Below are 14,781 nucleotides of genomic sequence, written 5' to 3'. Positions count from 1 at the left end.
AATGGAAAAGTGGATTGAAGAACTATTTACAGAGGATCTGTTAAAGGAAGCGGCATTGCGTTTCAGCTGTGACACGGCAGGGGCAAAAAAACTTGGTGACTTTGAAAACTATGTATACGAGGTTCATAGAGAAGGAAACCCTTATATTCTGCGTCTTACCCACAGTTCACACCGTTCCAAAGGTGAAGTGGAAGCGGAGTTGAAATGGATTAATTATTTACATAAACATGGAGTGAATGTTTCCCTCGTGAATGATTCAGAAGCAGGAAATCTGGTTGAAATCCTGGAGACGGGGGATACTCATTTCTTTGTGTGTTTATTTGATAAAGCCCCTGGAGAGCCTGTGAAGATGGGTGACCCCTTATTTAATGATGACCTTTTTTATAAATGGGGAAAACTCACCGGTCATATGCACAGAGTAACGAAGGGATATGTGCAGGATGAAGCAGGGCGTGACCGCTGGGATCAAGATGATGTGCTGGATTACGAAAAATATTTGACGAGTGATGAAGACAGGGACATTATCAGTAAAGGACATCAAAACAAAGAAACGATCAGGGGATTTAAGGAGACACGGGATTCGTTTGGACTCATCCATTCGGACATCCACCCAGGCAACTTCTTTTATCACGATGGGGATATTCATGTGTTCGACTTTGATGACAGCACACAATTCTTTTTTGTAAGTGACGTGGCCATCCCGTTATATTATTCGGTATGGTGGAAGTTCCGGAATGAGACCCTCGAAACCCGCAGTGGATTCGGAGAAAGATTCCTCATCGCATTTCTTCAAGGATATTTGACGGAGTGTGACATCGATGACGAATGTGTCAAGCGCATCCCGCATTTCCTGCTTCTAAGGGATCTGACTCTGTACACAGTCTTCCATAAAAAGTGGGATCTTGAGAATCTATCTGATGGAGAGCGGTCATTGTTGTCCCAAATCAGGGAGAGATTACAAGAGGATGAACCAATCGTCGAACTTGATTATGAGAAGATCCTTCGTCAAGTCCGTTCAAGATGATCTGGGCTTTACTGATTACCGGGGGAATCATCGGGTTATTAGTCAGGGTGATGAGGGTGACCTTCAAGAGTGGATACGGCATGTCGGAAGACTTGTTCGAGCAGCCGGTGTATGTGAAAACATGCAGTCATTGTCATAAAAAGATTCCAAAGGATTATACTAAATCCCTGTGCCCCCATTGCGGGAAGCTGGTGGAATGATGGAAAGGCTCTGGGAGGAGTGGTCTCCCGGGGCCTTTTTTTAAAGTGAAGAGGTGAAACATGTTAATAGAAGTGAAAGTTTGGTATGATGCTAAAGACTGTTTACATAAAATCGAGAGGTGAAAGAAATGGATAAAACCATTGGATTTATAGGATGCGGAAATATGGCGCAGGCCATCATGGGAGGGATATTGAAGTCCGGGCTGGTGGACAGACAATCGGTTCGTGCGAGTGCCAGGACTCAGGAAACCCTGGATATGGTCAGAGAAAAATTTGGAGTGAAGGCGACGGATGACAATCAGGATGTAGCAGCCTTTTCAGATATTGTGTTCCTTGCGGTGAAACCGGATCAATACAAGGAACTGATCGAATCCATCAAAGGTTCCTTGAAAAAAGACAGCATCATCATTACGATTGCGGCTGGAATCACGATCCAATGGATGGAAGAGCAGATTTCGCCTTCTGCCAAAATTGTACGGACGATGCCGAATACGCCGAGTCTTGTAGGGGAAGGAATGACCGCATACTGTGTGAATAAAGAAATAACAGAAAGCGATTTGGAACATGTCCAGGCAATCCTTGAAAGCTTCGGTAAGGCGGAAAAAATCGAGGAAAGCTTGATGGATGCGATACCGGCTGTGAGCGGCTCCTCTCCTGCCTACGTGTTTATGTTCATCGAAGCACTCGCCGATGGAGCCGTCCTCCAGGGAATCCCGAGGAGTCTTGCCTATCAGCTGGCATCACAGGCTGTGCTTGGGGCTGCAAAAATGGTCCTCGAAACCGGCACTCATCCAGGAGAGCTGAAAGATGCCGTCTGTTCACCCGGAGGCGCAACGATTGAAGCAGTGGCGGCATTAGAGAAACACCAGTTCAAGGGGGCTGTATTATCGGCAATGGAAGCCTGCGGGCGCAAATCGAAATCGCTTGGTGAATAGCTGATTGAGTTCGCTGCAAATTTAATAAGGTAAATAAAAAATAAAAATTTTTAAGATAATATTTGTATGTACAAATGAACATATGTTATTATTTGTACATACAAATAAGGAGTGAGAGAATTTGAAAACATTAGTATTGGTTGGGCATCCAACCATTCAACAATCTAGAATGAACAAAGCGTGGGCAGACCGATTGGAGAAGGAAGAAAATGTCACGGTCCATCATTTATATAATGAATACCCTGACATGAAAATCGATGTAGAAAGAGAACAACACCTTCTGCTGGCCCACGATCGCATCGTTTTTCAATTTCCATTCTACTGGTACAGTACCCCCGCCATTTTAAAAGAATGGCAGGATCAAGTGCTTCAATACGGTTGGGCATACGGTTCGGAAGGAACGAAGCTCTGTGGAAAGGAATTCCTGGTTGTCACTTCAACAGGCGGACCTGCTGATGCTTACCGATCAGGAGGCTATAATCATTATTCCATGAGTGAATTGCTGAAACCATTACAGGCGATGGCTAACCTCACGGGGATGACCTTCCTGCCGGCGTATGCCGAGCAGGGAGTCAGGATGTTGAGTGATGATGAAGTCTCCGTTTCTGCAGAAAAAGTGGCTGCCTATGTGAGGGATGCGGATTTGAAGAGAGGTCGGTAGGAGGTTTTTTTTTTGTCAGAGTGATGAGTGGCTGTTGTGGAATTAATTGGATATTTACGCAATCACCATGAGAAATGACGCAATAAATTTAATAATGACGCAATAATGAAAAAAACGACGCAATGACCAGCCAAAACGACGCAATTCTTTCCTACCCGTCTATTTTGTATAGGGGAAAGCGGGGGTCAGTTGTTGAAATTAAGCCTTCTTTCACCGATAGGTCCGTCCCTCCAGAAAAAAACTGCCTCAGTAGTCATCTACTTTGGCAGTTTTTTTAATGGGTCCTGAATTCTACTGTGATGATGGCTGTGACGGCGATTTGACCCGGCTCCACGGCCGTACTTTCGTCGGCTGCCTTTAAATAGGCGGTGTTCATGAAGGGAACGGCTGAGGGCCGGGATTGTTCCGTAATGGATTTGGGCTGCGGATTAAGCTGTTGATTTGATTGGCCGGATAATGTGAGTGCCTTTTGGTATGCCTCTTGATAGGCCAGGGCGAGAGCCTGCTGGTAGGATTCCATGGGGTTAGACTGAATGAATTGAATGTTTTCCACACGATTGGCCCCGCTCTTTAGAGCATCATCAATGATCTTCCCGACTTTTTCGATCGACTTAACAGTGACCCTGAATACTTGTCGCACTTCATAACCGGTGAACGTTTGTTTTCCATCCTCGAATTGATACTGTGGAAGTACTTGATAGGTGGACGTTTGGATATCCTGTCGGCGAACCCCGTTATTTAAAACGGATTGAACGACCCGATTGGAAAGTTGCTTGTTCTCGTTTTGGGCAACTTCCAGCTCTTTATCATTCGTAACAATCCCTATCGATAAGAGGGCTTGATCCGGATCGACATACAAAGTATGTTCCCCGCTCACGGTTATGATGCCATTCGATTGATTGGTTCGATAGTACGGATAGGAGTGCATGGCGGCACCTACACGCACGTAAAGGATTCAATTTTATCCAAATCGATGCCGAAGTACACCCACGTGAATCCGATCCATCTCCATCCGGCAATGGAACGGCGCCCGATAAACACCGGGTAGAACCAGAAAGCATCTCTTCTTAACCATATATACGTGTAACGGAATAAGCATCTTCTGATGGCACCCGGATCGACTGCGAAAGTGCTCGGTCCGCCCTGCGTTCCTTGAAGTGCCGTTTTTTGCGGTTGGAAGTTCGGTGGTGGACCGGGTGGTGGTTGGTTTTGTCCGCCCTGCCCGCCTGTAGGGGGTGGTGAGCTTGGTGCTCCTTGTCCTCCCCCGGGAAAACCCGGTATGCCTGGGAAACCGCCGCTGCCTGAACCCCCACCGCCGCCTGGAAATCCAGGAATACCAGGGAAGCCACCACCGGAACCCTGTCCTCCCCCGGGAAAACCAGGGAATAATTGTCTGTGATTGTACATAGAAGAACCTCCTTATAAAGAATTCTCTTTATCTTATGAGGAGGGGAAGTGGGCGTGCGTGTCTAATCTGCTGTGATAAGGTCCCCGATCAAGATTCCAGCGCTTTTTTCATGACGTTTTTCAACGTTTGTGCAGAATGTGAGAACTGGGCCTTTTCTTTTTCATTCAAGGGAAGTTCGACAACTTTTCGGATTCCATCCCGGTTGATGATGGCCGGTACACCGATATACATGTCCTCTTCCTGATATTCTCCTTCCAGGAGGGCGGAAACGGTCAGGATGCTGTTTTCATTATTGAAGATGGCTTTGGTAATCCGGGCAAGTCCCATGGCGATTCCGTAGTACGTTGCCCCTTTTCGTTCGATGATGTGATAGGCTGCGTCCCTTACATTGACAAAAATGTCGTCGAGATCTTTCTGGACGTTCTCCATCTCCATATCAATCAGTTCATTCAACTGACTTGCACCAACCGTCGTATGGCTCCAAACCGGGAACTCAGTGTCACCATGTTCCCCCATGATATAGGCGTGGATATTCCGTGTATCAATATCGAAGTGCTGACCGACCAGGTAGCGGAGCCTGGCTGTATCAAGTATCGTCCCTGAGCCGATGACTCTCTCTTTCGGCAGGCCGGAGAATTTCCACGTGGCATAGGTTAAGATGTCGACAGGGTTGGTCGCGACAAGGAAGATTCCGTTGAAACCACTTTCCATGACGGAGTCTACGATGCTCTTGAAGATCTTCACATTTTTCTCTACAAGGTCCAATCTGGTTTCACCAGGCGCCTGATTGGCTCCCGCGGTGATGACGACTAAATCAGCGTCTTTACAATCACGATAATCCCCGGCTGAAATCTTCATCGGGGAAGCAAAAGCAAGACCGTGATTTAAATCCCGTGCATCTCCGTCGGCTTTCTCCTTATTCAGGTCGATCATCACAAGCTCATGGGCAATTCCTTGATTGAGAAGAGCGAAGGCATAACTGGAACCGACAAATCCTGTACCGATTAATGCTACTTTGTTTGTGCATTTGACTGTCATACGTCATCACCTATTCTTTCATATTTTGTTCTAGCGATTGGTAACATGCATACTCGATGGTTCGAGGGGATGAATAGATTGCACCTGCTAACATTGTGAAGTAATTCACAAATAGAGCATAACACGTTTCACATTGATATTCTATTGATAAATACATCCTATCATACATTATTTGTGAAATGATTCACAAATATGTCAAAGTTATTATAGGGGGACGGACCTTGATTCCTAGGACCTGGTCCTAGGAATCAAGGTCCGTCCCTCTAAAAGAAGGGTTTTTTATTGGCTTTGATGAATGTATATAGGAAGAGGTTCGTTTATGGAGGTGTTGTGTGTATGAATGTCGTGAGTGGGGAGTTGAGTGTCCGCCCGTTAGTGGCTGGGGATAAGTACACGCTCTCAAGGTGGTTGACGGATCCCGTGGTCCTGGAATTTTATGAAGGCAGGGATCGCCCTTTCACCACCGAGATGGTGGAGGAGAAATTCTTCTCCGATAGGGGTGTCATGAGTTGTCTTGTTGAGTATGAAGGGGTTGAAATCGGTTATCTTCAATATTATAAGCTCGATCATGAGACGATGATACGCTACGGCTATACGAATCTGGATGAAGTGATTTATGGTACGGATCAATTCATCGGAGAGGCGGATTATTGGAATAAGGGAGTCGGAACACAGCTCATTCGTGCAGTGGTGGAGTACTTGCTTCAGAAGGAGGGAGTCCACCGCCTCGTGATGGATCCGATGACATGGAACACGAGAGCGATCCGCTGTTACGAGAAATGTGGATACAGTAAAGCTCGGATACTGCGGGAGCATGAGCTTCACGAAGGGGTGTACCATGATTCCTGGTTGATGGAGTTCATACCCGAGTAAATGGAAGTTACAGCCGTGCCTTTTTAGAGAGTACCCGGTCATTTTGGATGAAAATGGTTTCTATGCAGTACATATCAAATAGTCAGGGGCTGTTCAAACAGGGCGGCCCTATTTATTGATGGATAAGAGAAAGGAGTGAACGGATATGACCGTGACTAAATTATATCTGGTCAGGCATGCCCACTCGATTTATACACCGGAAGAGTTAACGAGGCCCCTGTCTGAAAAGGGAAGAAGGGATGCTCTTAATGTGGCGGAACGGTTGAAGAAGGAAAATATTGATGTGATTTGTTCCAGTCCCTACAAAAGAGCCGTGGAAACGGTAGAAGGCATAGCCCGACATAACAATCAGGAGATCACATTAGTGGAAGAGATGAGAGAACGCACACTATCCTCAGAGCCTGTCGCAAACTTTCAGGAAGCCATTTCATCGGTTTGGGCTGATCCGTCCCTTTCATTGAAAGGCGGAGAGTCGAATCTTACCGCTCAAAAGAGGGGTGTCGAGGGGATATTTAAAATATTGGAAGAATATACTGGTAAAAACGTGGTGATTGGAACCCACGGAAATATTATGGTCCTAATCATGAATTATTTTGATGGGAAATATGGTGTGGAATTCTGGAGAGAACTTGAGATGCCGGATGTATATTGTTTAGCATTCCATGATAGAAATCTCAAGAGTGTAACAAAAATATAATCGCAGCTCATTCAAAAAAGACCGTTCACTGTGAACGGTCTTTCGAGTATCTATTTGAATCAATGAGGCAGGAACGCCAGCTGATAGAAGAACAGGACAGCAAAGACATAAACAAGTGGATGCACCTGTTTCCATTGTCCTTTCACTACTTTCAGTATGGGATATGAAATGAATCCCAGTGCGATCCCCGTTGCGATGCTTGATGTTAAAGGCATGCTCAGGATGATGAGGAATGCAGGAAAGGCTTCATCCAGCTGATCCCATTTAATTTGGGAAATGCTTCCCATCATCAGGCTGCCCACGATGATCAGGGCAGGAGCCGTAATGGCAGATATGCCTGACACGGAACTGACCAATGGTCCGAAAAAGGCGGAAGCGATAAACAGGATCGATACGGTCAAGGTTGTCAATCCCGTTCTTCCCCCGGCAGAAACACCAGCCGAAGACTCGATATATGCGGATGTCGGGCTCGTCCCGAACATCGCACCGATCGTTGTCGCGATGGAATCGGCCAGAAGTGCCTGCCGGGCCCTCGGAAGGGTGTTTCCTTTCATCAGGCCAGCCTGCTGTGCCACTCCGATCATCGTTCCCGTTGTGTCAAAGATGGTGACAAGTAAAAATGAGAAGACGACCGCGTATAGTCCGTACTGGAAGACGTCAGCAAAAGCCGTTACCGGGTTTGCCACCATCAGTCCTTCAGGAAGATGGGGAATGGCCACGAATCCTTCCTTAAAGGATAGGTCTCCCGTAAAGTACGCAATCAATCCCGTCACGATCATCCCGATGAACAGGGCTCCATGGACGTTCAGGACCATGAGGATAAGGGTTACAGCCAATCCGGTCAACGCAAGAAGTGCCGAATGGGAATGAAGATCCCCAAGCTGTACTAAATTTGTCGGATGTGCCTGGATCAATCCTGTCAGACGCAATCCGATAAAGGCAATGAATAAACCGATTCCTGCTGTAATTCCGTGCTTCAGATTTTGAGGAATGGCTTCGATCAATTTTTTTCGCAAGGGTGTTAGAGAGAGCAGGATGAAGACGATCCCTGCTACGAAAACGGCAGAAAATGCAACGATATATGAAATATCTTCATGTGCACCGACCACTGAGTAAGTAAAATAAGCATTCAATCCCATTCCAGGTGCAATGGCGATCGGATAATTTGCAAACAATGCCATCCATAACGTTCCGGCTACGGCAGATATGATGGTTGCTAAGAATACCTGATCAAACGGGACACCCGCATCGGATAAGATGATTGGATTCACAACCACTATGTATACCATCGTCAGGAACGTTGTGATCCCAGCAAGTATTTCCGTTTTAGGATCCGTACCGTTTTCCTTTAATTTAAACATCGTAAAACCTCCAATAAAAACGAACATTAAAAACACACAACTTCTATAATATTCGGTAATAGAACGAATTTCAATAGAAAAGACCGAATTATTTTTAAGAAAATATCTTGAAACCCCTTCCAAACCCCATCCTTTTTCGATAAGATGTTATCAATTATAGAGGAATCAGTTTCTATAATGCCCATGCAATGGATGATTTACCACGCATAGGCTCATATTCTTCCAGAAAGGGGCGGTACTATGTATACTCAACTGAAAAACAAGTCAACTTCTGAACAGATTGAACTCATCACACGGTCCTTAATCGCTCTGAAAAGTTATAACGGTACAACCGGCGAAAGTGAGAAAGCCCTATTTATATATAAGTTGATCTCATCGTTTCCTTATTTTCAGCATCATCCAGAAAGAGTCTGGCTCCAGGACGTCCCTAATGATCCGATTGGAAGGAAGAACGTTTTTGCCCTCGTAAAAGGGACGTCCTCTAAAACCGTCGTATTTCATGCCCATTACGATACGGTGGGAACCGATGATTATGGGGCCCTCCAGGATATGGCCCATGATCCCGATTTCCTGCAGAAGTTCTTCATGGATTATGAAGGGGAGGAGAAGGTAAAAGAAGATGCCCTTTCAGGAAACTGGCTGTTCGGGAGGGGCTCCTTGGATATGCAGAGCGGGATCGCCGTCCATATAGCAAATCTTTTATATCATACAGGTGAAAAACAGCCGGATGGAAATTTACTCTTCCTGTTCAATGGGGATGAAGAAAGTGAGCATGCCGGGATGATTGCGGCTTTAAGTGATCTCCACCGATTGAAAAACGAAGGCTTGGACTATTTGGCAGCAATCAACACAGACTTCATTTCCCCTATTTATGACGGGGATTGTAAACGATATATATATACGGGAGCGGCGGGAAAGCTGCTGCCAAGTTTCTATATATATGGAAGAGAAGCACATGTAGGGGATGTTTTGACATCGATTGATCCAACCGTGATCGCTTCGAAGATCAACCTCGAAATCAATCAGAATCTTGATTATCTCGAGGATATTCCAGGGGAGTTCACCCTGCCGCCTTCATGTCTCTATTTTAAAGATGATAAGCATACGTATAATGTTCAGACACCGCTCAGCGCGTCTCTGTATTTCAACTATTTTGTATATGAAAGAACGGCCCGGGAAGTGCTGTACGATATGAAAAAGGTCGCTTTGAAGGTAGTAAGTGAAATGGAAGAGCGAAGCAAAAGGCAGTTTGAACAGTACCGGAACTATCACGGATTCCCTGAACGGGAATTTTCATGGGAAGTGGAAGTCCTTACGTTAAGGGAGTATATTTTCTGGCTGAAAGAAAGGGGCATAGATCCGGACCCCGTCATGAAGAAAATCTTTCATGATTTGGAAGGGGAGGACCGACGTACGATTGCTTATACAATGGTGGAAGCCCTCCAGCATCTTGACCCCGACCGGACGCCAAGGGTCATCCTGTTCTTCGCTCCGCCTTTTTTACCACATAATTTTGTGAATGAGGAAAATGAGTACGGCAAAAAGGTGAGAGAGGTGCTCGGAACCTGTTTGAATGATATATCAAATGAGACAGGCGAAGAGTTTGTCATCAAACGGTTTTTCCCTTATCTCGCAGATGGCAGCTTTCTATCGCTCCACGAAGAAGATGAAGATATCGAAGTGTTCAAGAAGAATCTGCCCCTTATCGATCACCTGTACCCTGTGCCCATCGACATGATTAGAAAGCTGAACATCCCCTCCATCAATATAGGAGTCTACGGGAAAGATGGTCATCAATGGACCGAAAGAGTGTATAAACCTTATACGTTCTCTGTCCTGCCGGAGATCATCAGGCGGGTGACGAAGGACTTACTGGAAATTTGATAAGGAATAAGTAGAGAGGTTATTTTCCTCTCTATTTTTTTATTGAATGAGATGTAGTCGGGTGGTAGGGTGTGATTGAAAAGTCTGGATTTCCACTAGAAAATTGTCACAAAACGGTCAATCCCAACAGGTGCATGAAAGGAACAAGTTTACTATAATATATATTGTGAAGTATTTCACTAACTTTTAACTTTTGGAGTTGAGAGCAACGATGAAAGAACTTAATCAATCAGCCAAAGAGCAAAGAAGATCCACAATGACGCTTTACGGGACTTCCCTGTTGATGGGGGGAGTCGTTGTTGGACAGGCTTATTTGCTCGTAAGCATTGTTAATTCAATATTCATAGAGAAGTCGGAGTTCCAGGAGATCCTCCCGATGCTTGGGGCTTTGCTTCTCATACTTATTGGGAGGGCCACCCTTTCATATGTCAATGGCCGGATAGGAATCAGGATGGCCGCTAAGGTGAAGGGGGATCTAAGAAAACGGCTGTTGAAGAAATGGGCAAAAAACCCCCTTCAAGCATCCATTCAAGGCCAATCGGGACAAAAGGTCAGCACAATGATGGATGCGGTCGATGGGTTGGACGGGTTTTACAGTCAGTATATCCCTCAAAGGATTCAAACGACCATCGTTCCTTTGATCCTGTTGATCACCATCTTCACAGAGCATGTGTATACAGGTTTGATCATGGTGGTGACGGCTCCATTCATCCCATTATTCATGGCCATCATCGGGGTCATGACCAAGAAGAAATCAGAGAAGCAGATGGACAAGCTGACCGCGTTTTCCGGAAGATTCCTCGATACTCTTCAAGGATTGCCTACTTTAAAATTACTTGGGAAGGGGAGGCAACAGAAAGAGGGGATCAAATCGAGCAGTCTGGACTTCCGGGAAGCGACCATGGACGTACTGAAGACGGCATTTTTGTCTTCGTTGATGCTTGAATTCATTTCCATGTTGAGTATCGGCCTGATCGCCCTGGAGGTGGGGCTGAGATTGGTAGTCTTTGAGAGTATCCCGTTCTTTACCGCTTTCTTCGTTCTAGTCCTGGCCCCGGAATTCTATCAGTCTTTAAAAGAGCTGGGGAATGCGTTTCATACCGGGCGTGGAAGCATGGGTGCCGCAAAGAAGGTCATGGAAGAGCTTCAGGAAAAGGATCAGCCGGTCAAATGGGGGGAGAAGGAGTTCAATTCAAATGGGATTCCTCCCACCATCGAATTGCGTAACCTTGGGTTCTCCTACAGTGAAAAAGGCTATGCCCTTCAAGGGGTCACCGCCGTTTTCCCTTCACGGAGCCAAGTGGCGGTCATCGGTCAAAGTGGAGCCGGGAAGACGACCCTCCTTCATCTGCTGGCTGGCCTGCTTGATCCTTCTGAGGGAGACCTTCTCATTAATGGAGTTTCAAGAAGCGAATACGTGGAAAGTGACTGGTTTGATCAATTGAGTTACATTTCACAGAATCCGTACTTATTCTCCGGTACGATAGCTGAGAATATCGCGGTCGGGGGACGGGAAGGGGTCACCCGTGAAGAAATCGTATCCGCTGCTGAAAAAGCGGGGATCGCTGAAATGATAGCGGGACTTCAGAAGGGATATGATACACCGATCGGGGAAGCGGGGAGAGGGCTTTCCGGTGGAGAGAAACAGCGCATTGCCATTGCAAGGGCGTTCCTCAAAGGTCCGTCCCTCATCCTGTTTGATGAACCGACAACCGGACTGGATATTGGGACCGAGCAAATCCTGCAGTCGTCGATGGAGGAGTTGGCTAAGGGTTCTACCGTCATTACGGTAGCGCACCGCCTTCATACGATACGAAAAGCAGATACGATTTTGTTGTTGGATAAGGGAAAAGTGGCTGGGCATGGAACTCATGAAGAGCTCATGAAATCGGACCCTCTCTATCGTGATATGGTGAATGTACAGCAAGGGGTGAAACATTAGATGAAAGAATTAGAATTGATCGTAAAGCTGATGATGAAGGAAAAGAAGGATATTGTGTATTCGATTCTTTTGGGCTTTCTGGCTGGAATTACCTCTGTGGGGCTATTTGCTTCGAGTGGGTATTTAATTTCCAAAGCGGCCTTGGAGGTACCGCTTTATGCCCTGACCGTCATGATTGCTCTTTTGAAATTGTTTGGTTTAACGAAGGCACTTAGCCGGTATGGGGAACGCTATTTTTCCCATCGGGCTACGTTTACGATTTTGGCGAATTTGCGGGTTTCCATCTATGAGAAAATCGAGCCGCTTGCACCGGGAATTTTCGGGCGTTATCGAAGCGGGGACCTTCTCGCAAGAATCGTTGGGGATGTTGAGAGCCTGCAGAATTTCTTTCTTCGGGTCTTTTATCCGCCCGTGGTCCTGGTGATGGTATTTTTAAGCACGGTTTTATTTACTGTGTTTTACTCTGTGTCGATTGCCCTGATTCTTCTCGGAGGTCTATTGTTGACAGGCTATATCGTCCCAGCCTACTTCGCTTTTAAACAGAGAAAAGTGGAGGCGACCCTCCGGGAAAGACGTGGGGGATTATCGACTGAGGTGACGGAATTTCTTTATGGATTCAGGGACCTTAAGATTTACCGGAGACTGGAGGATAAAGAGGCGAGTCTTGTCCAGGCAGCGACAGGGTATGTGACCGAACAGGAAAGGGAGAGCCGATATTCCCTCTTTAGTCATTCAACGAACATCCTGGTTTCCCTGCTCATTTCATGGATCGTCTTGGCTTTGGGGGCCTATTCAGTAGCAGCGGGTCAATTGGACGGAATATTTCTTGCCATGCTTGTCATGATCTCATTAACCGTATTCGAAAACGCCACACCAATGGCGATCCTCCCGACCCACTATGAAGATTCACGCCGGGCGGCAACCAGACTCTCTACTATCATGCCCGAACAACCTATCGAGAGGGACGGACCTCCATCGGGATCGGTCCTTGAAGGGGATGTTCCTTCCTTTTGCATGAAGGATGTGAGTTTTTCCTTTGACGGGGAGGAAAGAAAGACATTGGACAGGGTGAGTCTCGAGCTGCCCACAGGTTCGAAAACAGCAATCGTAGGACCATCGGGGTCAGGCAAGTCGACGTTACTTCAATTGTTATTACACTTTTATCCCACGGATGAAGGAGCGATCTTCGTCAATGGTGCTTCTATTAGGGACCTCGATAAAGAGACATTGTGGGGGTATGCGAATGTTGTTCTTCAAGAAAACCATTTCTTTTACGGTACAATCAAAGAAAATCTGATGCTCGTGCGTCATGATTTGACAGATGAAGAAATGAAGTCGGCATTGGATAAAGTGAAACTGGATCAAATTTCTTTAGAGGATGAAGTATTGGAGAAAGGAGAGAATCTTTCCGGGGGGGAAAAGCAGCGGTTGGCGATTGCGAGGGCCATGTTGAAAGACGCACCATTATGGATGCTCGACGAACCGACATCTTCCGTTGATGCACTGTTGGAAAAAGAAATATTTGACCATCTGTATTCAGCAGCGGACGGGGATACGCTGGTTCTGATCAGTCATCGATTGACGGGTCTCGAAAAAATGGACCAAATCATCGTCATGGATCAGGGGAGTGTGGTGGAATCAGGAAGCTATGAGGTGCTTATGAGTCAAAAAGGGTATTTCTATGAAATGAAGCAGATTGAAAAGAGTGTCCTATTCTAACTCACACTAAAGCCACATCCCATTCAGGATGTGGCTTTAGTAACAGGCAATCATTCTGCCCAATCAATTAAGTTTCGGATGTCCAGTCGATCTGTCTTTCGAGCTTTTTGAAGCGGTTTTCCGATTGTGATCAGCATGATCGGAAGATAACGCCCGGATACTTTAAATTCAGAAACGAGGGCAGCCGGATTGAATCCACCGATCGGACAAGTGTCCCAGCCCTTCGCTTTCGCGGCAAGCATGAATTGCATGGCAGCGAGTGACGCATTGCTGTATGCAGCGTCCCGCGGGTATTCCTCACGGCTGTACGCACCTTCGATCTGCTTCTTCAGGACCTCTTTGATTTCCGCTGTCATTTCGCCTTTCTCAATCGCAGGATCAAAGACGGGATCGATGTTCTTATTGGCTTCAAGATCACCAAGTATAGCCACGACAGCAGAAGCATCATGTACCTGCTGCTGATGATAGGCGATCGGAAGCAGGCGTTCCTGCACTTCTTTTTGGTCAAATACAAGGAATCTCCATTGCTGCAGATTCCAGGCAGATGGAGCTTTCCCTGCCGCCTCTAACAGGCTGACCAATTCCTCACGGGGGATTTCCACATGAGGGTCGTATACTTTCGTAGAGCGCCGTTCGTCGACGATTTGAAAGAAATTATCCATGAGTATGCCTCCTTGATGTATGAAGAAATGTTATAATGTGGTATATAATTGTATGTTACTTACTTTTTGTAAGTTGTTAAGCAACACGAACAATATAACCGACGTTTTAGTATGCGTCAAGGAATGAAGTTTTAGGATGTGTGAAAGAACGATCCGCGGTGGATGTTTTGAATAGTAAATACTGTTGCTTTTGATTGTAGCGAGTAGTGGTTGATTTCCGCTGCAGGTGCTCGCTTTCCGCGGGGCTGGCGGTGAGCCTCCTCGGCTTCGCCTGTGGGGTCTCACCTGTCCAGCGTTTCCCGCAGGAGTCGAGCACCTTCCGCTCCAATCAACTTTCCAAGTGTAAGTTTTCACTATAACAATGTAATGTAGAGATT

Annotated in this window: 14 protein-coding genes; 9 read left to right on the top strand and 5 right to left on the bottom strand. The window is 46.2% G+C overall.

The annotated features are described in order from the left end of the window. Position 1: 1 nt before the first annotated feature. The 4 genes from V8G47_RS03760 to V8G47_RS03745 all read left to right on the top strand — a co-directional run bounded on the left by V8G47_RS03760 (position 2) and on the right by V8G47_RS03745 (position 2,820). Positions 2-1,024, top strand: a complete 1,023-nt coding sequence (locus V8G47_RS03760) for a phosphotransferase enzyme family protein (RefSeq protein WP_336198941.1) — start codon at positions 2-4, stop codon at positions 1,022-1,024. Next, positions 1,021-1,224, top strand: coding sequence for a hypothetical protein (locus V8G47_RS03755; protein ID WP_336198940.1), 204 nt, complete (start codon positions 1,021-1,023; stop codon positions 1,222-1,224). Before V8G47_RS03760 ends, V8G47_RS03755 begins: the two co-directional genes overlap by 4 nt. 128 nt (positions 1,225-1,352) lie before the next feature. After that, positions 1,353-2,159, top strand: a complete 807-nt coding sequence (gene proC, locus V8G47_RS03750; protein ID WP_336198939.1) for a pyrroline-5-carboxylate reductase — start codon at positions 1,353-1,355, stop codon at positions 2,157-2,159. 121 nt (positions 2,160-2,280) lie between these two features. Continuing rightward, complete coding sequence (locus V8G47_RS03745; RefSeq protein WP_336198938.1) at positions 2,281-2,820, top strand: NAD(P)H-dependent oxidoreductase; 540 nt, start codon at positions 2,281-2,283, stop codon at positions 2,818-2,820. Positions 2,821-3,094: 274 nt separating this feature from the next. Here the strand turns inward: V8G47_RS03745 and V8G47_RS03740 are convergent, their stop codons facing one another. The 3 genes from V8G47_RS03740 to V8G47_RS03730 form a co-directional block, all read right to left on the bottom strand. Then, complete coding sequence (locus V8G47_RS03740) at positions 3,095-3,766, bottom strand: SIMPL domain-containing protein (RefSeq protein WP_336198937.1); 672 nt, start codon at positions 3,764-3,766, stop codon at positions 3,095-3,097. Then, the gene (locus tag V8G47_RS03735) at positions 3,757-4,227 is read right to left on the bottom strand and encodes a hypothetical protein (RefSeq protein WP_336198936.1); all 471 of its coding nucleotides are present in this window, start codon (positions 4,225-4,227) and stop codon (positions 3,757-3,759) included. Before V8G47_RS03735 ends, V8G47_RS03740 begins: the two co-directional genes overlap by 10 nt. 88 nt (positions 4,228-4,315) lie before the next feature. After that, entirely contained in the window at positions 4,316-5,266 is a 951-nt protein-coding gene (locus V8G47_RS03730) for an L-lactate dehydrogenase (RefSeq protein WP_336198935.1), read from the bottom strand. Between the two features lie 336 nt (positions 5,267-5,602). Here V8G47_RS03730 and V8G47_RS03725 point away from each other — a divergent pair, with 336 nt between their 5' ends. Together V8G47_RS03725 and V8G47_RS03720 are read left to right on the top strand one after the other, a co-directional pair. Continuing rightward, a complete protein-coding gene (locus V8G47_RS03725; protein WP_336198934.1) occupies positions 5,603-6,139 on the top strand; it encodes a GNAT family N-acetyltransferase in 537 nt (178 codons plus the stop codon). A 151-nt stretch (positions 6,140-6,290) separates the two neighbouring features. Then, positions 6,291-6,836, top strand: coding sequence for a histidine phosphatase family protein (locus V8G47_RS03720; RefSeq protein ID WP_336198971.1), 546 nt, complete (start codon positions 6,291-6,293; stop codon positions 6,834-6,836). Between the two features lie 59 nt (positions 6,837-6,895). Here V8G47_RS03720 and V8G47_RS03715 read toward each other — a convergent pair whose 3' ends face one another. Continuing rightward, a complete protein-coding gene (locus tag V8G47_RS03715; RefSeq protein WP_336198933.1) occupies positions 6,896-8,197 on the bottom strand; it encodes an NCS2 family permease in 1,302 nt (433 codons plus the stop codon). 240 nt (positions 8,198-8,437) lie between these two features. Here V8G47_RS03715 and V8G47_RS03710 point away from each other — a divergent pair, with 240 nt between their 5' ends. From V8G47_RS03710 to cydC, 3 genes are all read left to right on the top strand, one after another. Further along, positions 8,438-10,081, top strand: coding sequence for a M20/M25/M40 family metallo-hydrolase (locus V8G47_RS03710; protein ID WP_336198932.1), 1,644 nt, complete (start codon positions 8,438-8,440; stop codon positions 10,079-10,081). A 211-nt stretch (positions 10,082-10,292) separates the two neighbouring features. Beyond that, a complete protein-coding gene (cydD, locus tag V8G47_RS03705; RefSeq protein WP_336198931.1) occupies positions 10,293-12,023 on the top strand; it encodes a thiol reductant ABC exporter subunit CydD in 1,731 nt (576 codons plus the stop codon). After that, entirely contained in the window at positions 12,024-13,742 is a 1,719-nt protein-coding gene (gene cydC / locus V8G47_RS03700; RefSeq protein WP_336198930.1) for a thiol reductant ABC exporter subunit CydC, read from the top strand. It begins immediately after the preceding gene. A gap of 50 nt (positions 13,743-13,792) precedes the next feature. Here the strand turns inward: cydC and V8G47_RS03695 are convergent, their stop codons facing one another. After that, positions 13,793-14,410, bottom strand: a complete 618-nt coding sequence (locus V8G47_RS03695; RefSeq protein ID WP_197035346.1) for a nitroreductase family protein — start codon at positions 14,408-14,410, stop codon at positions 13,793-13,795. Positions 14,411-14,781 lie beyond the last annotated feature (371 nt).

This window comes from Rossellomorea sp. LJF3 (genome assembly GCF_037046045.1).
GTDB lineage: Bacteria > Bacillota > Bacilli > Bacillales > Bacillaceae_B > Rossellomorea.
Note: the sequence above shows the minus strand (reverse complement) of the source record. Positions and strands in the feature narration are given on the sequence as shown.